Source organism: Labrenzia sp. R5_0 (genome assembly GCF_017743835.1).
In the GTDB taxonomy this organism is placed as follows: domain Bacteria; phylum Pseudomonadota; class Alphaproteobacteria; order Rhizobiales; family Stappiaceae; genus Roseibium; species Roseibium algicola.
In genome coordinates this window covers 1,910,751-1,933,250 of record NZ_JAGHRK010000001.1, presented here as the reverse complement: position 1 = coordinate 1,933,250, position 22,500 = coordinate 1,910,751, and the positions used below count along the sequence as shown (strand labels likewise).

At 58.0% G+C, this 22,500-nt stretch carries 21 protein-coding genes and 1 tRNA gene; 15 read left to right on the top strand and 7 right to left on the bottom strand.

Translation table 11 applies throughout. The features are described 5' to 3' along the window. Positions 1 to 279: 279 nt before the first annotated feature. From J7447_RS08820 to J7447_RS08790, 7 genes are all read right to left on the bottom strand, one after another. On the bottom strand, positions 280 to 801 hold the full coding sequence (locus J7447_RS08820) for a RecX family transcriptional regulator (RefSeq protein WP_209169347.1): 522 nt from the start codon (positions 799 to 801) through the stop codon (positions 280 to 282). Continuing rightward, positions 791 to 1,633: an MBL fold metallo-hydrolase gene (locus tag J7447_RS08815; RefSeq protein WP_209169346.1), complete on the bottom strand. Its 843-nt coding sequence runs from the start codon at positions 1,631 to 1,633 to the stop codon at positions 791 to 793. Before J7447_RS08815 ends, J7447_RS08820 begins: the two co-directional genes overlap by 11 nt. Further along, positions 1,630 to 2,436: a TatD family hydrolase gene (locus J7447_RS08810; protein WP_209169345.1), complete on the bottom strand. Its 807-nt coding sequence runs from the start codon at positions 2,434 to 2,436 to the stop codon at positions 1,630 to 1,632. Before J7447_RS08810 ends, J7447_RS08815 begins: the two co-directional genes overlap by 4 nt. 144 nt (positions 2,437 to 2,580) lie before the next feature. After that, entirely contained in the window at positions 2,581 to 3,642 is a 1,062-nt protein-coding gene (locus tag J7447_RS08805) for a DNA polymerase III subunit delta' (protein ID WP_209169344.1), read from the bottom strand. Next, the gene (gene tmk, locus J7447_RS08800) at positions 3,642 to 4,328 is read right to left on the bottom strand and encodes a dTMP kinase (protein WP_022998608.1); all 687 of its coding nucleotides are present in this window, start codon (positions 4,326 to 4,328) and stop codon (positions 3,642 to 3,644) included. Before tmk ends, J7447_RS08805 begins: the two co-directional genes overlap by 1 nt. 74 nt (positions 4,329 to 4,402) lie before the next feature. After that, complete coding sequence (locus J7447_RS08795) at positions 4,403 to 5,482, bottom strand: D-alanyl-D-alanine carboxypeptidase family protein (RefSeq protein ID WP_209169343.1); 1,080 nt, start codon at positions 5,480 to 5,482, stop codon at positions 4,403 to 4,405. Between the two features lie 200 nt (positions 5,483 to 5,682). After that, entirely contained in the window at positions 5,683 to 6,729 is a 1,047-nt protein-coding gene (locus tag J7447_RS08790) for a septal ring lytic transglycosylase RlpA family protein (protein WP_055654330.1), read from the bottom strand. Positions 6,730 to 7,588: 859 nt separating this feature from the next. Between J7447_RS08790 and J7447_RS08785 the strand changes: the two genes are divergently transcribed. The 15 genes from J7447_RS08785 to J7447_RS08715 all read left to right on the top strand — a co-directional run bounded on the left by J7447_RS08785 (position 7,589) and on the right by J7447_RS08715 (position 22,315). Further along, positions 7,589 to 7,678, top strand: a tRNA-Ser gene (locus J7447_RS08785). A gap of 155 nt (positions 7,679 to 7,833) precedes the next feature. After that, positions 7,834 to 9,096: an MHYT domain-containing protein gene (locus J7447_RS08780; RefSeq protein ID WP_209169341.1), complete on the top strand. Its 1,263-nt coding sequence runs from the start codon at positions 7,834 to 7,836 to the stop codon at positions 9,094 to 9,096. 422 nt (positions 9,097 to 9,518) lie between these two features. After that, positions 9,519 to 10,385, top strand: a complete 867-nt coding sequence (locus tag J7447_RS08775; protein ID WP_209169340.1) for a xanthine dehydrogenase family protein subunit M — start codon at positions 9,519 to 9,521, stop codon at positions 10,383 to 10,385. 31 nt (positions 10,386 to 10,416) lie between these two features. Beyond that, complete coding sequence (locus J7447_RS08770) at positions 10,417 to 10,917, top strand: (2Fe-2S)-binding protein (protein ID WP_209169399.1); 501 nt, start codon at positions 10,417 to 10,419, stop codon at positions 10,915 to 10,917. After that, positions 10,914 to 13,334, top strand: coding sequence for an aerobic carbon-monoxide dehydrogenase large subunit (locus J7447_RS08765; protein ID WP_209169339.1), 2,421 nt, complete (start codon positions 10,914 to 10,916; stop codon positions 13,332 to 13,334). Before J7447_RS08770 ends, J7447_RS08765 begins: the two co-directional genes overlap by 4 nt. A 130-nt stretch (positions 13,335 to 13,464) precedes the next feature. Continuing rightward, on the top strand, positions 13,465 to 14,346 hold the full coding sequence (locus J7447_RS08760) for a MoxR family ATPase (RefSeq protein WP_209169338.1): 882 nt from the start codon (positions 13,465 to 13,467) through the stop codon (positions 14,344 to 14,346). Between the two features lie 3 nt (positions 14,347 to 14,349). After that, positions 14,350 to 15,549, top strand: coding sequence for a VWA domain-containing protein (locus J7447_RS08755; protein ID WP_209169337.1), 1,200 nt, complete (start codon positions 14,350 to 14,352; stop codon positions 15,547 to 15,549). Between the two features lie 87 nt (positions 15,550 to 15,636). Next, complete coding sequence (locus J7447_RS08750) at positions 15,637 to 16,440, top strand: XdhC/CoxI family protein (RefSeq protein ID WP_209169398.1); 804 nt, start codon at positions 15,637 to 15,639, stop codon at positions 16,438 to 16,440. A gap of 21 nt (positions 16,441 to 16,461) precedes the next feature. Then, positions 16,462 to 17,067, top strand: a complete 606-nt coding sequence (locus tag J7447_RS08745) for a carbon monoxide dehydrogenase subunit G (RefSeq protein WP_208992300.1) — start codon at positions 16,462 to 16,464, stop codon at positions 17,065 to 17,067. A 59-nt stretch (positions 17,068 to 17,126) separates the two neighbouring features. After that, on the top strand, positions 17,127 to 17,312 hold the full coding sequence (locus J7447_RS08740) for a hypothetical protein (RefSeq protein ID WP_022998619.1): 186 nt from the start codon (positions 17,127 to 17,129) through the stop codon (positions 17,310 to 17,312). A gap of 429 nt (positions 17,313 to 17,741) precedes the next feature. Then, positions 17,742 to 18,812 (top strand): putative urea ABC transporter substrate-binding protein, encoded by a 1,071-nt coding sequence (locus tag J7447_RS08735; protein ID WP_209169336.1) that lies wholly within the window; start codon positions 17,742 to 17,744, stop codon positions 18,810 to 18,812. 73 nt (positions 18,813 to 18,885) lie between these two features. Beyond that, positions 18,886 to 19,707: an ABC transporter permease subunit gene (locus tag J7447_RS08730; RefSeq protein ID WP_168686830.1), complete on the top strand. Its 822-nt coding sequence runs from the start codon at positions 18,886 to 18,888 to the stop codon at positions 19,705 to 19,707. After that, the gene (locus J7447_RS08725; RefSeq protein ID WP_209169335.1) at positions 19,704 to 20,546 is read left to right on the top strand and encodes an ATP-binding cassette domain-containing protein; all 843 of its coding nucleotides are present in this window, start codon (positions 19,704 to 19,706) and stop codon (positions 20,544 to 20,546) included. The genes J7447_RS08730 and J7447_RS08725 overlap by 4 nt, the downstream gene beginning before the upstream one ends. 10 nt (positions 20,547 to 20,556) lie before the next feature. Then, complete coding sequence (locus tag J7447_RS08720) at positions 20,557 to 21,795, top strand: agmatinase family protein (RefSeq protein ID WP_055654308.1); 1,239 nt, start codon at positions 20,557 to 20,559, stop codon at positions 21,793 to 21,795. A 4-nt stretch (positions 21,796 to 21,799) separates the two neighbouring features. Next, positions 21,800 to 22,315: a hypothetical protein gene (locus J7447_RS08715; protein ID WP_286188998.1), complete on the top strand. Its 516-nt coding sequence runs from the start codon at positions 21,800 to 21,802 to the stop codon at positions 22,313 to 22,315. Positions 22,316 to 22,500 lie beyond the last annotated feature (185 nt).

Below are 22,500 nucleotides of genomic sequence, written 5' to 3'. Positions count from 1 at the left end.
TTCAATCTTGCGGCGCTCCTCCAGCGTCAGGTGGCTGTATTTTGATCCCATGACACAATCCTCCTGTTTGATAACCTATTGGTTTCAAACAGAAGTCGCACTTGGGAATAGCGCGCACCCTGCTATATCACTAATTCGCATAATCAATATTATGGAACATTTATAACAAGGCGTGATTGCCTCGCTTTGCCAATGCCTTAGTGATGGATCCGTTTGGCGTTGCCAGTCAGTTTGTGTTGCGGAGCGTCATTCTGCGCCTCAGTCGTGCTGTCGTAAAGATCAATCGCTGTCGTCCGCGTCGATCACCTTGCGAGCGATTTCAAAGGAAAAGCCCGCCCGGCACATTGCAGCCAGATCCTTGTCGCGCCGGTCATCTCGCGTTCGTGTCGTTCTGTATGGACCAAGCCGCCTGCGTCTTGCGAAGATCCGAGCGGCTTCCTCGTCGCTGCGTTCGTCTTGTGCCAGCACCGTGTGTATCGTTTCTCTGTCAACGCCTTTGGCAGCCAACTGAGCTTCGATTTTTCGCGTTGAGCCACCGCGGCGCCGCAGCCCGGCAGTCTTGGTTTCCGCGTAGGTCTTGTCGTTGACGAGACCCGTCAGAACGCATTTTTCAACGACCGCATCAATCAGGTCGGCATAGTCGGCCGGATCGAGCTCCAGGCTCATGCAGGCTTTCAAAACCTTGCGTTCAAGAACCTTGCGAAGATTGGCGGCCGATGTCGCATAGCGTTCCAGGTAATGAAGCGCAGACTTGATCAGCCGATCTTCCGTCGGTTGTTTGTAGCGTGGCTTACCAGCCATCGGTGGTTAGAGCGCTTTCTTTGCCTGTGCCTGTGTCTTCAACGGACAGGAGCATACCATCATAGGCAGGTTCTATGGTTTCAGGCAGTTCCGCTGACAGGACTTTGTAGTCCAAGTCATTGTGAAGATTGGTGAAAATGGTGCGTTTGGGAGCAATTCTGGAAGTCCAGGACAGCGCATCCTCCAGACAGAAATGGCTTGGATGCGGTCTGCGGCGCAAGCAATCCAGGATCAGAAGATCCAGGTGTTTCAATTGGTTGAGGCTGTTGTCCGGAATGTCCGAGACATCTGGAATGTAGGCTGTGTCACCAACGCGAAATCCGAGCGCATTGATCTCTCCGTGGACAACCTCGAAAGGTTCGAAGGTGATCGGACCGCCATTTCCGTCAATGGTGACTGGTGTATCCGGACGAAGATCACGGCGTTCCAGAATTGGCGGATAGTTGGAGCCTGCCGGTGTTTCAAAGCAGTAGCTGAATGCTGTGAGTGCCCTCGCGCTTGTCGCTTCGTCCATATAGACGGGAACTCTTTTGCCGGATTGCACCCAAAAGGCCCGCAAATCGTCGATACCGTGCAGATGATCGGCATGCGAATGTGTATAGACAACCGCGTCCAGGTGATTGACGTTGGCAGCCAGCAATTGCGATCTGATGTCGGGTCCGCTGTCTATCAACACGGTTGTGCACTCGTTATCCACACGCTTTTCCACAAGAAGCGCACAGCGGCTGCGGCGGTTCTTCGGTTCACCGGGATCGCAATCGCCCCAATCATTGCCGACACGCGGCACGCCTCCGGAAGAGCCGCATCCTAGAATGGTCAGCGTCAAGGTCATGAAGCAATTGCTTTTGTCTGCAGGTTCTGACGAGGCACCTTGCTGAAGAGCCTGAAGAAATTCTCTGTGGTCTGCCGAGCTATCTCTTCTTCCGAAACGCCCCTGGTTTCCGCCAGAACCGCTGCGGTCATCGCTGTATAGGCTGGTTCGTTGCGTTTGCCGCGTCTCGGCTGCGGTGCGAGATATGGGGCGTCGGTTTCCACCAACAACCGGTCAGCCGGCAATTCACGGGCAATGTCACGGATCTCTTCCGAGCGCTTGAAGGTCAAAATTCCGGAAAAGGACACATAAAGGCCAAGCTCTATTCCGGTCAGTGCAAGCTCTCGGCCGGACGAAAAGCAATGCAGCAGGGCCGGGAAGGCCCCCTTCCCCATTTCTTCGCGCAAGATGGCTGCCATATCGTCATCCGCGTCGCGTGAATGAATGACCAATGGCAAGCCGGTGCGCCGTGCGGCTTCTATGTGGATGCGAAGGCCTTCCGCCTGTGCATCGCGCGGAGCCTTGTCATAGAAGTAATCGAGACCGGCCTCGCCGATGGCGACCACCTTGGGGTGGTTCGCCAATTGCACGATTTCATCGGCTGGTATGCCGCGCTCCGTGCCGGCGTTGTGCGGATGGGTGCCAACGGAACAATAGACTTCCGGATATTCCTCGGCGATTGCCAGAACCTGGTCAAACTTGCGGATGTGGGTGCAGATGGTAACCATCAGTTCCACGCCGGCCGCCTTGGCCCGCGCGATCAGATCGGCACGTTCACCTTCAAAATCCGGGAAATCGAGATGGCAGTGGCTGTCGACAAGCATTGAGGATCCAAATGAGTTTGATCGGTATGGCGCATATAGGTGTTGTTGCCGCCTTTTAACAAGAGAATCGGGGCTTGCCCAAGTCACGAACTCTCGCTCGTGACGATTTCCAATCTGTGTTGCCGCCTGACGGGCTTTGACGGGTCAGGTTGCGCGTAAACCGAAGAAAAAATCCAGCACGACCTGTTTCTTGTCGAGATTGAGCGCGTCCGCATCCCGGATCGCCTTGTTCATTTTTTCCCAGATCTCGACGATCCCGTGTGCGTCACGCACACCCTTGCCAAGATCCCGGCGCATACGGTCATGCAGCCAGATCTGAACGATGTGCTGAAAGCTCTCCCAATTGTCGGATTGGCCGCGTGCGGCCACCAGGTCCGCCAAAGCATGCGCAGCGGCCAGGTCGAGCTGTTGCGGACGGTCGGCGAGCTGACGAACGCCCTTGGCTATTGCAAGACCATCTCCCGAAAGCAATGTGATGGCAGATCGCAAGCTGCCGTCGGCTGTCTGGGCGAGTTCACGAAGGTCATCCGCCGAGGCAACCGATCCGCCAGACAGGTCCTGCAGGCCCTGACCAACCTCCTGCTCGCTTAAGGGATCCAGATCGAGGCGCCGGCACCTGGACCGGATTGTCGGCAGCAGGCGGCCTGGTGCATGGCTCAGCACCAGGAACAGGCATCGTTGCGGTGGTTCTTCAAGGATCTTCAGGAGCGCGTTGGCGGAACTGATGTTCATGTCGTCCGCAGCATCGACAATGCAGATCCGCCAGGCCTTGGCGGATGCTGTGGTACCGAAGAAGGAAACGGTTCTGCGCACCTCATCCACCGGCAGGTCGGCTTTGAACCGTTTGGATTTCTCGTCCCAGGGTCGACGCAAATGCAGAATGTTCGGATGCCCGCCTGCCTTCAGCTGTCGGGACACTGGATGGTCGGGCGCAACCGCAAGGTCGCGCGCGGCGGCAACCTGCTGTCCGAATCTGTCCGGATTTGCGATCACGAAACGCGCGAAACGAAAGGCAAGCGTCGCCTTGCCGATCCCCTTCGGACCGCCCAGGATCCAGGCATGGTGAAGTCGCTCGGACCTGTAGGCCTCCAGAAGAGCCTGTTCCGTTTTGGTGTGTCCGATCAGGATGTCCCGCTCATGGGGCAACGGATAGCCAGGAAGAGCATCAACTTCAGGAATGTCGATCGGTGCATTGGCACGGGCCATCAGTGCGCCTCTTCAGCAGTGACGCCCGATGCGCCGCCTTCATTCAGGTCGCCGGCAAAGGTTTCCTGCACGGCATTGCGAATGGCCGTTTCGACCTCAGCAGGCTCCCTGGCACCGTCGATCACGGCAAATCGATAGGATTCGCTTCTTGCGAGTTCGAGAAAAAGCTCACGTCTTCGCTGATGAACCTTGAGCTCTTCCCCTTCGAACCTGTCCGGGCCACCGCTGTCATCCGTGCGAGAACGTTCCGCTACACGTCCAAGCCCGACTTCTACCGGAACGTCGATGAGGATCGTCAGGTCGGGATAGATGCCGGCAACAGCGGCCGTTTCCAGCAGTTTCAGATAGTCGCGATCAACGCCCGCCTCGCCCTGATAAACCCAGGTCGAATCGGCGTAGCGGTCGCAGAGAACCCAGTCGCCACGCTCCAGTGCCGGTTTGATGGTGGTATCGACATGGTCCGCGCGTGCCGCGGCAAAAAGCATTGCTTCGCCGCGAGGACCGAGATCCTTTGCGCCGCCAGACAACAGCATTGCACGGATCTTCTCGGCCCCTGGCGAGCCGCCTGGTTCGCGGGTTACGACAACGGATAGCCCCAGACCTTCAAGATAGGTTTTCAGGCGGGCGATCTGGGTCGATTTTCCGGCCCCCTCGCCACCTTCAAAGGTAATGAAATGTCCTGGCACCCTATCCCGGCTCCGCTAGTTCTTGTTGGTCTTTGTCACCGGCTTTAGCAGCAATTGCAATCTTTGTGCACCGTTTACCCGATCCAGCCGAACAGCAGCTCCTGCAGGCCGTCCAGAGCCCTGCCGATCATGGTGCCTTCCGCAACAGCGCCACCGGTTACCAATGGAGAGCGGTAGACGATCCCATCCTTGCCGATGACCCGGATTTCGCCAACCTGCTCTCCAGCGTTGACTGGTGCGGGGAGCGGTCCGTTGTAGATAACGCGTATCCTGTAATCGAGTGTGTCACCTCGCGGCAGGAGCACGTCAACGCTTTTCTCGGACACCAGCGGAACACTGCTGGTCACACCGCCAAACACCCGGCCGTCTGCAACAACATCGCCCGCTGAAAACAACGTCTGAACGGAAAAATACTCCCAGGCGCCTTCGATGACCTCCTTGAGTGTCTGAAGACGGTGTTTGTCCGACGAAAGACCCGCAACCGCAGCAATAACTCTGCGCCCATTCCTGTCCACCGAACCGAGGCCGGAATATCCTGATTCTGCATCATTGCCGCCGCCGAGGCCGTCAAGGTTGCGGATTTCACCGAGCAAGGGGTTCTTGTTGCGCTGGAAAATCTTGTTCCAGGTGAATTCCGGGATAGCGAACATCGGATAAAGATCCGCGTGGCTCTCCAGAATGTACTCCGCAAGCCTTGCCTGATCACGGACAGTGGTCTGGCTTGGGACCTCCGGATAGCCAGTCGGGTTGCCGAAGCGGCTGTTCTTCATGCCGATGGATTGCGCGAATTCGTTCATGCGCACAGCAAACGCTTCTTCGGACCCGTCCAGACATTCGGCAAGCACGATGGCGGAATCGTTGCCATTGTGAACCAGCAATCCCTTGAGCAAGTCTTCTACAGAGATATCGGATTTGATCGCGGCGAACATTGTGGCACCACGACCCGAGGGAGCGCCGCCGGTTCGCCAGGCGTGTTCGCTGACCTTGCAAGTCTGATCAAGCGAAAGATCGCCTTCTTTCACTGCCTTGAAAACCGTTGCGGCTGTCATGACCTTGGCGAGAGCGCCGGGAGCGAAAGGCTGGTCAGGTTCCTTGGCAAAAAGGATTGTGCCGGAGCCGGGCTCATAGAGGAAAGCCATCGGAGCTTTCGTCACGATGGTTTCGGCTGCATTCCCTGGAAGAGCGAACGCAGAGACCACAAAAAAAGCAGAAAGCGCCCCTCGCCCTACAAGGCGACGAGACGCTTTCAAAAATCCGGATACAGAATATGCGGAGGCCATGAACCGCTTGCCCTATTTATAGATTCAGGCGCGGCGTGTGGAAGATGCCGGACCTACTCCGGGTTCCGGGCCGATTAGCCGTCGTTTTCCAGTTTGACCACCAGCTCACGCATCGAAAGGCCCGTGTCGGCCACATTTGAGAGCAGCGAATGCGCGTCGGAAATTCGGCGGTTCGCAGCAAATGAGGAAATTGCACTGCCTGACACGAGACCTGCGGACGTTCCCGGAGCCGGGACGCGCAGCACGCCGAGTGTTCCTTCCGCAGGTGCAAGACCCGGAGCGGAATAGGCCGATTCGACCGGCTCGAAGCGGTTGTTGGACGCAACTTCGATTGTCGGCTTGCCGGCTTCGAATGCCTGTGCCGGATCGAAGGCAACCGTCAACGTGGTCTGTTTCGGACGGAAAGCCGTGGTCGTGGATGCGGTGGTCAGATAAGGACGTGCGCTTGGCGCCGGAACAGCTCCGAAGGTGACCTGCGGCGTGATTTGCTGAGGGGCAACCTGCTGCGGTTCGGCCTGTGCCAGCATTGTGCCCGGCATTGTCGCGCCAGGTTCGACCGCACCAGGGCCACGATAAGAGGCCATAAGGAAGCCTTCGTCCTGTCCGTGCAGCGGTGCACGACCGACGTACTCGACCTTTACCTTGCCGATGCCGGCGCTTTTGGTGCCAAGCATCGTTGCTGCGCGCTCAGACAGGTCGATCACGCGGTTGCCGTGGAATGGGCCGCGATCATTGACGCGAACGATCATCGAGCGGCCGTTTTCCACGTTCGTCACGCGGGCATAGGACGGCAGCGGCATCGTCGTGTGCGCAGCTGTAAGGGAGTTACGGTCAAAAACCTCGCCGTTGGCTGTCTTGCGACCGTGGAAAGTCGGTCCATACCAGGAAGCCAGGCCGGTCTTCTTGTAGTCCGGATCTTCCTTTGGATAGTACCACTTGCCGGCAATCTTGTATTTCTTGCCGACGATATAGCGTCCGCCACCCTTCGGCACGGGTTGGCCTTCAGCAACCATTTTCGGGCTGCCTTTGACACCATATTTTTCCGGGCTGAATTTTGATTTCTGCTGCTGCGGCGCGGTGCTGCAGGCTGCCACGGCCGAAACCGCTGCTGCCACAATCAATCCCGTGCGCAACTGGGCGCTGAGTTTCCGTGCAGGACGCGATTTACCATCAAGCGTCACAGCTGGTTCCCCTAAAGACGTTCCTGCCACCTGGTTTTTCACCCGGCAAGATTTCCCGCCTGTCCCTTGCATACTGCCGTCCTACTCACTTACGCGCTGGCGGCCCCGCAGCTCACGCGATCATTCCGGCGTGTGGTTCGGTCCACACCGGTTTTCAAGGCATTGTTCCGATCTTCAGATCAGTCCCCGCAAGACGCACTAGCCCCCGCTGCACATCCCGCATATGCCCTTGTTAAAGCGTAGTTTTATTACTTCAAAGTAAACTGCCCGTCGAGGCCGCCGCGTTGCCCAATTTCAACTCTCCACCGGATTCAGGCGACCCGAGGTTCATTTCTCAACGTCTGTTTGTTGTAACAGTCTGAAATATATGACTAAAAACTGCGTCAATTTGCCTGCTGCCGGCTGTTGCGCACAGGACACAGGTGAGAAGAAATCGTCATTCGGATCAGTTGTGACGTACATCACATTCAGACCTGTCAAATCAGCCTAGGGTGAACTCATTGCTGATGACCGCCCTGTCACAGCAATGCTGGACCCCACCTCCAGCTTCGGCCGCCGGTTCAAAACCCTGCCCACGACACCGGACCGGCGGCCCCTACCCTTTGGCGATGTTCCTGCGCCCGCACTGCCCGTCCTGCCCCTGTGTGCAAGCGGCGCGGGAACATCCCAAAGGAGCTTGATTTCCCCGCACATCCACACGATTTCGCCCGCCTGAACTTCATGCTGGTGATTCCGGCTTGACTTTCCGAGTGAGAAAAAGGAAACGGTTTGCACTGCCGGGCCGCCAAGGCGCCGGCATGGTGAGGTGGCCGAGTGGTTTAAGGCAGCGGTCTTGAAAACCGCCGTGCGTGAGAGCGTACCGTGGGTTCGAATCCCACCCTCACCGCCATTCTTTTCCCAGCACATTTCAATTTGATCCGGCGGCTGATGGGCATGTATGTCGGTATCACGCGTAATTTGATGCAGATTTCTCTTTCCCCTATCATCTGATCCGGAGGAACCGTCGCTTGTTGCGGCGGCGGCTACTGGGAGGAGATAGCCGGCATGTCAGTGATGCACGAGCCCTGGCTTGTTGCGCTGTCCCTGGTGATGGCCTTTCAGGGCAGTTTCGTGGGCTTGAACCTTGCCGTTCAGGTTCGCAGCGCGATTGACCCGAGACGTCGGCTGTTGCTTGCAGGGGCAGCATTGACCGTCGCCCTTGCCATCTGGTCCATGCATTTCGTCGGAATGCTGGCAGCCCGTCTGCCTGTCGCCGTTGATTTTCTCGTTCTGCCGACACTGCTGTCGTTTCTCGTCTGTGTACTCGTTGTCGGCATTGCTGTTTTCGCAGCGAGCAATGCGCGGCTGACTCCGATTCGCCTCGGCCTTTCCGCTTTTGTTATGGGAAGCGGTATTTGCACCATGCATTATCTCGGCATGTATGCCCTGCATGGGTCTTTGCGCATGGAGCATGACCCGGCCTACGTCTTTGCCAGCTTCCTGATTGCCTTCAACGCAGCCGGTCTCGCCATGTGGCTTCTTTTTGGCCTCGGCCGCCGCCCTCCTCTCGTCATTTCGGCAGCGGTTCTGGCGCTTGCGATTTCAGCCATGCATTACACGGCCATGGCAGGATTGACCTATGAAACGCAGCAACCGGTTTCAGGTACTCTTGCGCCAGCCCTGAGCCCCGGAATGCTGGCGATTCTCGTTTCCTGCGTAGCATTTCTGGTGTCGGGCTTGTTCCTGCTAGCACTCGTTCCAGCCCAGGAAGACCAGACCAAGGACGGCATGGTCAGGAACCAGCTGCCAGAGGAAGAGCAGCGAGAGGCACGTGAAGACAGGCAGAGCCAGTCAGCGCAAGCCACAATGACTGTTGGCAGCAAATCCGCATCTGGTTTGCAGGCGGCGGCTCAAGCGGTTCGGCCTGGTCAGCCAATTGGCAAGGGAATGCTGCCGATCGAGCGGGACGGCCAGAAGACCAAGATCGGCGTGCTGGACATATATGCCATTCACGCGGACGCCCATTACACACGTCTTTATGATGGCAGCAGAGAATTCTTCTGCCCTCTTTCCATCAGTGAAGCGGAACAGCAACTTGATCCGCGCACTTTCAATCGTGTCCACCGAAGTCACATCGTCAACCTCAGCCGTGTTGTCAGCTACAAGCGCTCCGGTGACGGTGGTGTTCTAATCCTTGCCGGCCAGGCGGGGCAGAGTGTTCCTGTCAGCCGGTCTCGTTGGGGGCGGGTGAAAGCGCGATTGAAGGCGCTTGGGCAAAACAGGCATCAAAGCCACGCGGGCCATGAACAACCCGCTGCCGCGCAATAACCAGATCATCGGTTAGGTTTCCTTTCGGTGTTGCAGTGCATGCAAGGCCGCAAAATACGCCGTTCGTGCAAATGGGCATCGAGCGGACACTCTTCATGGTGGTGGTATTTGCAGCTTGGGCACCTATTGTAAGCTATTGTAACTAAATTACTTTCTCGAAATTATCTGAATTTAGGCCGTGAAATGCGTCAGAGAAGCTGTCGCAATTCGTGCAGAGCAGCACGTCATCCGTGTGGCCAGACAGGCTGTTTGTGCAAGCGTTCTTGAGTGTGCGCCGCACTGTTCCGCACCCTTCTCAAACGTGAACAATTCGGCCGTTTCCAGCGTCCGGACACGACGTTGCCGGTGAAAGGCGAAACCAATCGCTTTTCGGGAAGACCGGCATCCGGCCCAGAGGTGGCCGGCAGAGGGAGGAGAAAAACGTGATACCTGGTGCATTCACCTATCACCGGCCATCGTCCGTGGCGGAAGCTGTCGCGATCCTGGTCAGCCATGGCGACGAAGCGCGGCCACTGTCCGGCGGTCATAGCCTGATCCCCATGATGAAGTTGCGCATGGCAGCGCCGGAACATCTGGTCGACCTTGGTGGCATTGCCGATCTCAAAGGCATTTCCGACGACGGCGGCACGATCACCATTCGCGCCATGACCACGCAGCATGAGCTGATCGCCTCGGATCTCTTGGCGTCAAAACTGCCGATCATTCGCGAAACGTCGCTTCTCATTGCCGATCCGCAGATCAGATATGTCGGCACCCTTGGCGGAAATGTCGCCAATGGTGATCCGGGCAACGATATGCCGGCGCTGATGCAGTGCCTGAATGCGACCTACGTTCTGACCGGGCCGGACGGCGAACGAGAAGTGCCTGCACGCGACTTCTATGAGGCAGCCTATTTTACGGCCCTTGCGCCTGAGGAAATTCTGACAGCCGTTCGTATACCCGTCCCGTCTGCAGGGCATGGTTATGCCTATGAAAAGCTGAAGCGCAAGGTTGGCGACTATGCGACAGCGGCTGCTGCCGTGGTCCTGACGATGGAAGGTGGCAGCGTGTCCTTCTGTTCGATTGCCCTCACCAATGTCGCGGATACACCGCTTTTTGCGCAGGAAGCCGGAGAAATTCTGGCTGGTTCGACGCTCGATACGGCAACCGTTGCCCGCGCGGTCGCGGCGGCTGAGGCGATCACCGAGCCCGCTTCGGACGGACGTGGACCAGCAGAATATCGCACCAAGATGGCAGGCGTGATGTTGCAGCGGGCGCTCGCAAAAGCTGCATCGCGCGCATCCAGCTGAACCAGGATCGAGGGAAACGACTATGAGCGATATTGAACAGATCCCGGTCACCATGACCATCAACGGCAAGAAGGTGCAGCGTTTTGTTGAACCGCGCACGCTTCTGATCCATTTCCTGCGAGAGGACCTCAACCTCACCGGGCCGCATATCGGTTGCGAAACCTCTCATTGCGGTGCTTGCACGGTTGAGCTGAACGGCATGTCCGTGAAGTCCTGCACCATGTTTGCCGTCCAGGCAGACGGCGCGGAACTGACCACCATCGAAGGCATGGCCAATGCGGATGGTACCTTGTCCGCGCTTCAGGAAGGCTTCCGGCAGATGCACGGGCTGCAGTGCGGCTTCTGCACCCCGGGAATGATCCTTCGTGCACACACGCTGCTGAAGGAAAACTCGAACCCCACGGAAGAGGAAATCCGCATGGGCATTTCGGGCAATCTTTGCCGCTGCACCGGTTACCAGAACATCGTCAAGGCGATCCAGTACGCCGCTGCGAAGCTGAATGGTACTGAATTTCAGGAGGCTGCAGAATGAACGACATGACCCCGACACGGGAACAGCGCGAAGCCGCCCTGGAAGGCATGGGCTGCAAGCGCAAGCGTGTGGAAGATATTCGCTTCACGCAAGGCAAGGGCCAGTATGTCGATGATGTGAAACTGCCCGGGATGGTGTTCGGCGATTTCGTCCGTTCTCCCTATGCCCACGCCAAGGTTACGAAGATCGACGCTTCCGAAGCGTTGAAACTGCCTGGCGTGATCGCCGTCCTGACGGCGGAAGACCTGAAAGGCGTCAATCTTGCGTGGATGCCGACACTCGCCGGTGACGTGCAGATGGTGCTGGCCGATGGCAAGGTGCTGTACCAGAACCAGGAAGTCGCCTTCGTGGTGGCCGAGAACCGCTACATCGCCGACGATGCCATTCAGCTGGTGGAAGTCGAATATGAAGAGCTTCCCGTCCTGACGGACCCTTTCAAGTCGATGGATCCGGACGCTCCGGTTCTGCGGCCTGATCTCGACGGAAAGATGGAAGGCGCACACGGGCCGCGCAAACACCACAACCACATCTTCACCTGGGAAGTTGGCGACCAGGAGGAAACCGACCGAGCCTTTGCCGAAGCCGATGTCACCATCAAGGAGCTGATCTCCTATCACCGGACGCACCCCTCACCGCTTGAAACCTGTCAGTGCGTTGCATCGATGGACAAGATCAAGGGCGAGTTGACGGTCTGGGGAACGTTTCAGGCACCCCATGTCATCCGAACAGTGGCCTCTCTGCTCTCGACTATTCCGGAGCAGAAAATTCATGTGATCGCGCCGGATATCGGCGGCGGTTTCGGCAACAAGGTCGGGGCTTACCCCGGTTACATCTGTGCCATCGTTGCGTCCATCGTCACCGGCGTGCCGGTGAAGTGGGTCGAGGATCGGATGGAGAACCTTTCGACGACGTCCTTTGCTCGCGACTATCACATGACCGCGGAAATCGCTGCGAAGAACGACGGTACCGTCACTGGTCTCAAAGTGCATGTTCTGGCTGACCATGGCGGCTTTGATGCCTGTGCCGATCCGTCGAAATGGCCGGCTGGTTTCTTCAACATCGTGACCGGTTCCTACGACTTCCCGGCAGCGCATCTGGCTGTCGACGGGGTCTATACCAACAAGGCACCGGGCGGCGTCGCCTACCGCTGTTCGTTCCGCGTTACGGAGGCAGCCTATTGCATCGAGCGGGCGATGGATATCCTGGCCCAGAAGCTCGACATGGATCCGGCGGACTTGCGGATGAAGAACTTCGTCAAGCCGGAGCAGTTTCCCTATCACTCGGCCCTTGGCTGGGAATATGACAGCGGCGACTATCACACCGCCATGCAGAAGGCGATGGACACGATCGGCTACCGCGACCTGCGCGCTGAGCAAAAGGCCAAGCAGGAAGCTTTTAAACGCGGCGAGACCCGCGAGATCATGGGCATTGGCGTGTCGTTCTTTACGGAGATTGTCGGCGCCGGTCCGTCCAAGAATTGCGATATCCTCGGTGTCGCAATGTTTGACAGTGCGGAAATCCGCGTGCACCCGACCGGCTCGGTGATTTCCCGCATGGGCACCAAATCGCAAGGCCAGGGGCATGAAACGACCTGGGCGCAGATCATCGCCACGGAAATCGGTATTCCGGCTGCCGATATCATGGTGGAGGAAGGCAACACGGATACCGCGCCCTACGGTCTGGGGACCTATGGTTCACGCTCCACACCTGTCGCCGGTGCCGCGATTGCGCTTGCGTCTCGCAAGATCCGCAACAAGGCGCAGATGATCGCGGCGCACATGCTGGAAGTTTCCGAATACGATCTGGAATGGGACGTGGACGGCTTCCAGGTGAAAGGCAATCCGCAGGCACGCAAGTCCATGAAGGAGATTGCCTGGGCTGCCTATCACGCTCCGCCACCGGGCATGGAACCGGGTCTTGAAGCGGTCAGCTATTACGACCCGCCCAACATGACCTATCCGTTCGGCGCCTATCTCTGTGTAATGGATATCGATGTCGACACCGGCGTTGCAAAGACACGGCGGTTCTATGCGCTGGATGACTGCGGCACCCGGATCAACCCGATGATCATCGAGGGACAGGTCCACGGCGGTTTGACCGAGGCCTTCGCCATCGCGATGGGTCAGGAGATCCGCTACGACGAGATGGGCAACGTGCTGGGGGCGTCCTTCATGGACTTCTTCCTGCCGACGGCGGTCGAAACACCACATTGGGAAACGGATTTCACTGTCACCCCCAGCCCGCATCATCCGATCGGAGCAAAGGGCGTAGGCGAAAGCCCGAATGTCGGCGGTGTGCCGGCCTTCTCCAATGCGGTCAACGACGCCTTCAAGTTCCTCGGGTCGACCCATATCCAGATGCCGCATGACGCCTGGCGTATCTGGCAGGCGGCCAAGGACCTGGGTGCGCACGCATAAAGCACTTCTTACCGCAGGCTGGCTCCTCCGGGACAAAGCCTGCGGTGACGTTCCGATCGTCCTCTCGTGACTGATTCTGGATCAGCACCTGAAAGACGATGGATGCGACCTTCTCACCGAACGGACCAGCATGACCCAGACCAAGTATCAGATAGCGCTTCAGCTCGCGGATGCCGGTTATATCGCGGACGAAGGTCTTGCGACGGCACTCCTCCTGACCGGAATGCTCGGGCGGCCACTGCTTCTGGAAGGTGAAGCCGGTGTCGGCAAGACGGAAGTGGCGAAGGCTCTGGCGCGTCTTGAGAACACCGATCTCATCCGCCTGCAGTGCTATGAAGGCCTCGACCGTTCCGATGCCATCTACGAGTGGAACTATCAGCGCCAGCTTCTGGCCATCAAGGCGCGGGAAGGATCTGGCGACAGTGCAGAAACTGTCGAGGAAGCGATTTTCTCCGAGAAATATCTTCTGGAACGCCCGCTTCTGGCGGCCATCCGAAAGGTCGTGCCGCCGGTTCTGCTGATCGATGAAATCGACCGGGCAGATGAGGAATTCGAGGCATTCCTGCTTGAGATCCTGTCTGACTTCCAGGTGTCGATCCCGGAACTCGGAACGGTTCAGGCAGTTACAATTCCACGCGTGGTTCTGACCTCAAATGGTACACGCGAACTGTCGGACGCATTGCGCCGGCGTTGCCTTTATCATTTCGTCGATTACCCCTCGCCCGACCGCGAAACACGAATTCTGCTGGCGCGTGTCCCGGATCTGGATGCTGCTCTCGCCCAACAGATCGCCGAACTTATGAACAAACTGCGCAAGGAAGACCTCGTGAAGGTTCCAGGCGTTGCCGAAACCATAGATTGGGCGGCGGCTCTTCTCGGCCTTGGGGCCAAAAACCTGCACGAGAGCCGGGAGCTTGTCTTTGAGACGCTGTCTTGTGTCCTGAAAACCCGGGAGGACAGTGCCCGTGTCAGCCGCGAAGTTACCGACAGATTGCTTGGAAAGGTGGCTTGAGCAATGTCCGGCCTTTTCCTTGAAACCAGTGCAGACATCGGCCCGGTCCTGAGGCTGCGGCTGGCAGGGTTTGTCCGCTCTCTGCGCGACAGCGGCTTCAAGGTCGGATGGGCCGAGACCCGGGATGCTAGCCGGTTGCTGTGTTCGCGGATGATTCAGCGCCCCGGAAGCTTGAAGGCGGCCTTTCGCAGTCTTTTTTGCGGACGCTTGTCCGACTGGCAGCGTTTCGACGACATCTTCGATGCCTATTGGATCGGCAAGGGTGTCAAATCTGGCGTGAAGGTTACCGGGACGAGTACGCGCAAGGGCATGAAGACCATTCGCGAGTTGATAGACGCAAGTGGTAACCGTCAGGAGACAATTGCAGGCGATGTCGAACGCCTCCCCGGCGAAGAGGATGAGGCGAGCGACGACGCTCCCTCCGGGCGGCGGGAAGGTGCGAGCATTGCCGAAAACCTCGGCCAGCTGGATTTTCGACATCTCAGCGATCCGGAGGCGGTTAAACAGGCACATGAGCTTGCCGAACGGCTCGCACGGGCAATGCGTATAAGACTGACCCGCAGGGATCGTCAGAAACGAAAGGGCCGGAAGCTGGATCTGCGCGGAACCATCCGCCGGTCTATTGCCCATGGCGGTGCACCTATTGAACTTGTGCGCAAGGGCCCTCGCGAGAAACAGTTGCGATTGGTGATCCTGCTCGACGCGTCCGGGTCGATGAACAACTACACGGGCGTCTTCACTCGGTTCGTGCACGGTTTGCTTGATAGCTTCCGCGAAGCAGAAGCGTTTCTTTTTCATACCCGTCTTGTGCACGTCTCCTCAGCCCTTTCGGAGCGGGACGCCAGCCGTGCTCTCGATCGCATGGGGCTAATGGCGCAAGGGATGGGTGGCGGCACGAAGATCGGCGCGGCGCTGGCCGACTTCAACAGATGGCACGCCGCCCGGGTCGTCCACTCGCGCACCTGCGTCCTGATCCTGTCGGATGGCTACGACACAGGCACGCCGGAAGCACTTGGCGATGAGATGGCACGGTTACGTAGGCGCTGCAGGCGCATTGTCTGGCTCAACCCGCTCCTTGGCTGGCAAGGATATGAACCGACAGCCGGAGGCATGGCCGCCGCCCTGCCCCATGTCGATTTCTTCGCGCCAGCCCATAACCTCGCCAGCCTTGAAGCCCTAGAGCCTTATCTTGCGAGACTTTGAACGATGGGAGATGTTGAAATGAAGCATTCTGTTCCCGTGTCCGGCAAAGAGGCCGCGCCAGAGGTCGTGCAGGACCTGCCGCGCCTGATGAACCGTTTGCAGGGTGACAACGAACCTTTCGTTCTGGCAACCGTTGTACGCACCATATCGGTGACCGCGGCCAAGGCGGGTGCGAAAGCCGTGATCGACAGCAATGGGGATATTGTCGGCGGCTGGATCGGCGGTGGCTGCGCAAGGTCGGCTGTCATCAAGGCGGCAAAGTCCGCTTTTGAAGATGGTCAGACACGATTGATCTCCCTTCAACCGGCGGACCTGTTGGCGGAGATCGGCGTGGAAGCCGGTGAGGAGCGCGAAGGCATTCAGTTTGCCCGGAACATGTGCCCGAGCCAGGGAACCATGGATATTTTCATAGAACCGGTTCTGCCGCGGCCCACGCTTGTCATCTACGGCGCCAGTCCGGTTGCCGTTGCCCTTGCGAGCCAGGCACCTTCCATCGGATTTGACCTGACCTTCTGCGCGCCTGCAGAAGAGCTGTCCGTCTTTTCAGGTGCCGGAAAAAGAGCGGAAGGGTTTGACAGTCCCATTCGAAGCAACGGGCAGATCTACTCCATTATTTCGACCCAGGGGCGCGGCGATTTGGCGGCCCTGAAGGCCGCTCTTCTGACGGATGCGCGCCACATCGGGTTTGTCGGGAGCCGCCGGAAGATTGCAGCCCTCAAGGCTAAATTGCGCGAGGAAGGCGTAGCAGATCAGACCCTCGACCGGATCAAGGGGCCCGCAGGCCTCGATCTGGGAGCCATTGCACCGGAAGAAATTGCACTCTCTATCCTGGCGGAACTCTTGATGCTCCGCCGCAGCGGACACCGCCAGACCAACATCCATCACATTTGACCCCACCAGGGAAGCAATCACATGCAAATGAACGACAGTCAGCGGATCGAAGCTCCAAAGCACAAGGTTTGGGAGGCATTGAATGATCCGGAAGTCCTGAAGGCCTCTATTCCGGGATGCGAAGACCTGATCAAGCATTCCGATACTGAACTGGAGGCGAAGGTACGTCTCAAGGTGGGCCCGGTAAAAGCAACTTTCGGCGGCAAGGTGACGCTCAACGATCTCGATCCGCCTAACGGCTACACCATTGAAGGCGAAGGCTCCGGTGGGGTAGCCGGGTTTGCCAGAGGTGCTGCCAAGGTTCATCTGGAAGAAGACGGTCCTGATGCGACGATCCTTCACTACGAGGTTGATGCGAAGGTTGGCGGCAAGCTGGCGCAGCTTGGTGCCAGACTGATCGATTCAACCGCCAAACGGCTTGCCGGTGAGTTTTTTACCGCCTTCGGAGAACAGGTCGCCCCGGGAAAACCGGCTGCGACGAACGAGGTGGAAGCCGATACCGCGCCAGCAGACGCTGCTCCTTCAGATAGCGAAGAGAAGAAGGGATGGATCAAAGGCCTTTTCACCGGCAAGAAAAAGCAGGACGTAGCTGGTGACGAGGGTAAGGTCGACGAACCTGCGGAGTAAATCCGACTGCAAGAGCCGCTTGCCTGGCTCTTGCAGATGTTCAAACCGGAGGAATTGTTATGGCACATACCGAAGTTCAAGCCATGAGTGGCATTCGCGAAATGATGCGCGACCCATCGCTGGTTCTGGCGCTCGTCACCGGTTCGGCCTTGACCGGATTTTTGCTGGTGGCGCACGCCTGTTGTCTGGGCATCACCGAACAGCATTTCCTGCCGTTGGTTCAAATCTGTTCTTTCGCCGGCTGAGACTGTTTTTCGATAGATCAGCAAAGCCTGCTTAAGGTCTGGGCATGGTGCATTCTTCACCATGCTGCCCATATTCTGCTCAGATTACCAATTGTTGTTGTTTGGTTTCGACGAGCTCAATGCAGATTCTCTTTCTTAAATTATTGAAACAATGTACGAATTTTCCACCTTCGCCTTTCTGGCATTCCCCTTGCTTTGGTCATGATGTGCAGCGCGCCTAGGGATCCGGTCGCAAGACGACGCAGGACCGAGAGGTGCAAGCCGGTTGAGAGGCACATGCCGACATAGACCGGTGACACGGCGGGACAAAAACCCGGGAGACAACTGCACGAGGTTTCGCGCGCGCGAACCTGCTCCCGGCCGTGCGCAAAAACCTCATGACGTAAGTCCGGTTCTGATGACCGGGCCCAAGACAGGAGACGCGCACAGATGTTGAAATCGATTGCCAAAGCTTCCCTCCTCGCCGCAGCGCTGACGCTGCCTCTTTCCCTCACTTCGGCCAAGGCCGAGGAAAAGACGGATTTCAAGGTCTGCTGGTCCATCTATGTCGGCTGGATGCCCTGGGGTTATCTGCAGGACAGTGGCCTCATGAAGAAATGGGCCGACAAATACGACATCTCCGTCGAGATCGTTCAGATCAACGACTACGTGGAGTCCATCAATCAATACACCGCGGGGGAATATGACGGCTGCTCCATGACCAATATGGACGCCCTTTCGATCCCGGCTGGCGGCGGTGTCGACACGACTGCGCTTATCGTTGGCGACTACTCCAACGGCAACGATGGCATCATCCTGAAGGACAAGTCCGAGCTTGCCGATATCAAGGGACAAAGCGTCAATCTGGTGGAGCTTTCCGTCTCCCACTACCTGCTCGCACGGGCGCTCGACACGGTTGGTCTCAGTGAACAGGATCTGACGGTCGTCAACACATCCGATGCAGACATGATCGCTGCCTATCAGACGCCGGATGTCACGGCAGTGGTCACCTGGAACCCGCTCCTGTCTGAAATCGAAGCGGAAGCAAATGCCACCAAGGTGTTCGACAGTTCCGGCATTCCAGGCGAAATCATCGATATCATGATGGTCAATACCGAGACGCTTGCGGACAATCCCGCCTTCGGCAAGGCTCTTGTAGGCGCCTGGTACGAACTGATGGGGATCATGTCGTCAGACAGTGACGAAGGCGTCGCGGCACGCACCGCCATGGCCGAAGCCTCCGGCACGGACCTTGCCGGCTACGACGCGCAGCTCGCGACGACCAAGATGTTCTACACGCCCGCAGAAGCGGTCGCGTTCACCAAGTCCGCTGAACTTCCCGAGACGATGAAATTCGTTGCCGAGTTCCTTTTCGACAAGGGCATTCTGGGTGAAGGGGCACCCAGCCCTGAATTTGTCGGCGTCTCTTTCCCGGATGGATCGATCTATGGCGATACCGGAAACGTGAAACTGAAATTCGACTCGAGTTTCATGACGATGGCAGCAGAAGGCACGCTCTAGGCTCCCTTTGCTGATCCGGTGGTTCCGGCGCCTCGGCACCGGAGCCGCAGCCATAGACCGATCGGACCGTTTCATGCGTATTATCAACCGGAAACCCTCCCGGGTCACCGCCCTGGCGCTTGGGCTCCTGCCTTTCGTGCTGACATTGGTCGCCTACGCGATCGCCAGCCATTATCGGCGGCTCGACAATCCGGCGGACAAGCTCCTCCCCTCCATCACCAGCATGGGAGAGGCCTTCTGGCGCATGGCGGCGGTGCCGGACCGGAGGTCGGGAGACCTTCTGCTCTGGTTGGATACTTTCGACAGTCTATGGCGTCTCGGGACGGGGATGGCAGTGTCGACCCTTCTGGCGATCTCCCTTGGCATTGCAATCGGCTTCATTCCCCATATCCGCAGCGGACTGGCGCCTTATCTCGCGACATTCTCGCTGATCCCGCCGATCACCATCCTGCCGATCCTGTTCATCACCTTCGGTCTTGGCGAACTCGCGAAAATCGCCCTGATCGTGATCGGAACGGCACCGGTGATGATCCGTTCCACGGCCCAGGCGGTTCTGGACATACCCCGAGAGATGATCATCAAGGCGGAAACACTTGGGGCCAGCGTCTGGCAAATGGTGACGCGGCTTGTACTGCCGCAGGTTCTGCCTCACCTGATCACCAGCCTGAGGCTCTCTCTCGTGCCTGCCTGGATCTTTCTGATTTCCGCCGAGGCCATCGCGTCCACGTCCGGGCTCGGTTACCGGATTTTCCTGGTGCGCCGCTATCTCGCGATGGATGTGATCCTGCCTTACGTCGTCTGGATCACGCTGCTGGCCTTCCTGCTCGACAGAGCCCTGCTCCTCCTGTCGCGCCGCGCCTTCCGATGGCACCATCTGGGAGGGGATGCGCTATGAATACTGCGTCCAAACTCTCGGTCCAGAACCTGGCAAAATTATACGACGGCGTGCCTGTTCTCGAACGGGTCAACCTGGAAGTCCAGACCGGGTCTTTTTGCACGATCGTTGGAGCATCCGGCTGCGGAAAATCGACATTCCTGCGGATGCTGCTTTCCCAGGAACATCCAACCCGTGGACAGATCCTCCTGGATGGCGCTCCCTTGCCACTTGAGCCGACACCCGAGCGCGGGATCGTCTTCCAGAAATACTCGGTGTTTTCGCATCTGACCGTGGCTGAAAACCTCATCCTTGCGCAAGAGTTTGAAACGTCGCGCTGGACCGGGCGGCTTTTTGGCACTTCCCGCAAGGCGGCTTTTGAATCGTCCGACGACCTGCTTGACAGGATCGGGCTGCGTCCAGCGGCAAACAAATATCCGGCGCAGCTGTCCGGTGGCATGCAGCAACGTCTCGCGATCGCCCAGGCCTTGATCAAGAAGCCAAGCATCCTGCTGCTCGACGAGCCTTTCGGCGCACTAGACCCGGGCATACGCGTCGACATGCATGAATTGCTTTTGGGGCTCTGGAAAGAGTTGTCCATGACGGTGTTCATGGTGACGCACGATATTCACGAGGCCTTCAAGCTCGGCACGCGTCTGCTGGTGTTCGACAAGATCCGCCACGACCCGCAGGCGCCACAGGCCTACGGCGCGACCATCACCTACGACCTGCCGCTCAAATCGCCAACTGGAGCATCCTTGCGGTCTCCGGAGGCCATCGCAGGTGCAATTGGCGCTCCACAGGCAAACAAGCCCACTCCGTCTTTCCAAAGCATCCATACCCCAAACAATCAGGAATGAGGACCATCCCATGAGTTTCAATCGAGCCTCAGGCCCCAGGACGCACCACCTTGCCGCAGGTCAATTCACCCGAGACCCCAACCGAAGACAGCATCATCCTGACTTCGACAAACTGCAATTGCGGGGTTGGAAGGCTGCTGAAAAGGAAGGTGCCCTGCCCTCCGCTGCCTGGGAAAAGGAAAAAGCCTGGGCCCTGCGAATGGGACTGACAGGATCGGATAGTCTCACCGACAAATCGATCCCAACCTTTGCCCGTGGAGAACTGCCCCACTATGCGGGGATCAACACCTTCCTGAAAGCGCCTTACATCGAGGATGTGACAAAGGTCGGGGCTTATGATGCCGCCGTCATCGGCATCCCTTTCGATGGGGGGACCACTTACAGACCCGGTACACGGTTCGGGCCCCAAGGAGTTCGGAAGATTTCCGCGCTCTACACGCCCTACAACTACGAGATGGGTGTCGATCTTCGGGAACAGATGACGCTTTGCGATGTCGGTGACATCTTTACCATTCCTGCCAATATCGAAAAGACGTTCGACCAGATTACGCGGGCGGTCTCGCACGTCGCATCGTCCGGAGCCTTGCCGATCATGATCGGCGGCGATCATTCAATCGGCTTTCCTTGCGTACGCGGGATCGCCCAGTGCACGTCCAAGCGCATAGGTATCGTGCATTTCGATCGGCATATCGACATTCAGGAAAAGGACCTGGATGAGCGGATGCATACGACGCCCTGGTTCCACGCGACAGATCTCGTCAACGTGCCGGCCGTCAATCTGGTTCAGATCGGTATCGGAGGGTGGCAGGTGCCGCGCGAAGGTGTGGAAGTTGCCCGGGAGCGGAACACCAACATCTTCACCATGCGCGATGTCGAGGAACTGGGATTGGCGGAAACGGCCGCACGGGCGCTGGAACTGGCATGGAAGGACGCAGATGCAGTCTATATCTCGTTCGATATCGACAGTGTCGACTGCGGCTTCGTGCCCGGTACCGGCTGGCCGGAGCCAGGTGGCTTTCTGCCGAGAGAGGCACTTGAACTGGTGTCGCTGGTCGCGAAGGAAGGCATCTGCGGTCTGGAGGTCGTAGAAGTTTCACCACCTTACGATTGCTCCGACATCACAGCCCTTCTGGCAACTCGGGTGATTGTAGATGTTCTCGGGACCCTGGTTTCCCACGGAAAAATGGGTTCGCATAAATCCATCATCGACAAGCCGGTGTCCATTCCGGCCGGTCCGGACGTGGAGTAAGGCGATGGCGCGACATCATCACGGGCACGATTACCATGTTCACCACGATCATGAACATGGTCATCACCACCACCACCACCACACACATGACCACGATCACGGAGGTCTCGCCGGACATAATCATGGGGCGGCGGACCATCTGCATTCTCATGTTCATGGGGCCTCGCATGCGGACCGGGCCGAAGAAATGCAGGCACTTGCGGTGAGCTTCATCGACGGCTTCCGGGCTGCCGACGACAAGACCAGTTACCTGCGTCTTGCCGGCGTCCCGTTTCACCGCCCCGGTGCCGATGGTCTCATACAGCACCTTGTCGACGCAAAGATCGTCAGCAATTGGCAGGTCGGTACAGCCTCGCCGGCCTTTGCTTCCCGAGAACTCGTCTACATGAGTTTTCCAGGTTCAATGGTCCAAGCCCGGGAGACCATGACCTTCACCTTTGTATCCCTGTCGCAACGGTCAGACATTGACCTCATCGACATCCTCACCACTCGTCTGGCCCATGGAGATATCGCAGAATGAAACAGCTTTTGATGACGTCAATTCTTGCCTTGGCATCCACCTCTGCATTTGCACACCCTGGTGCGCACGATCACCTGGCCGGTTGGCAAGGCGCAGGTGAGCATCTGCTTGGCTCGCCATTTCATCAGCTGCTGCTCGTCGTGGCTGTTAGCGGGCTGGTTCTGGCCGTTTCCCTGGTCCGGAAA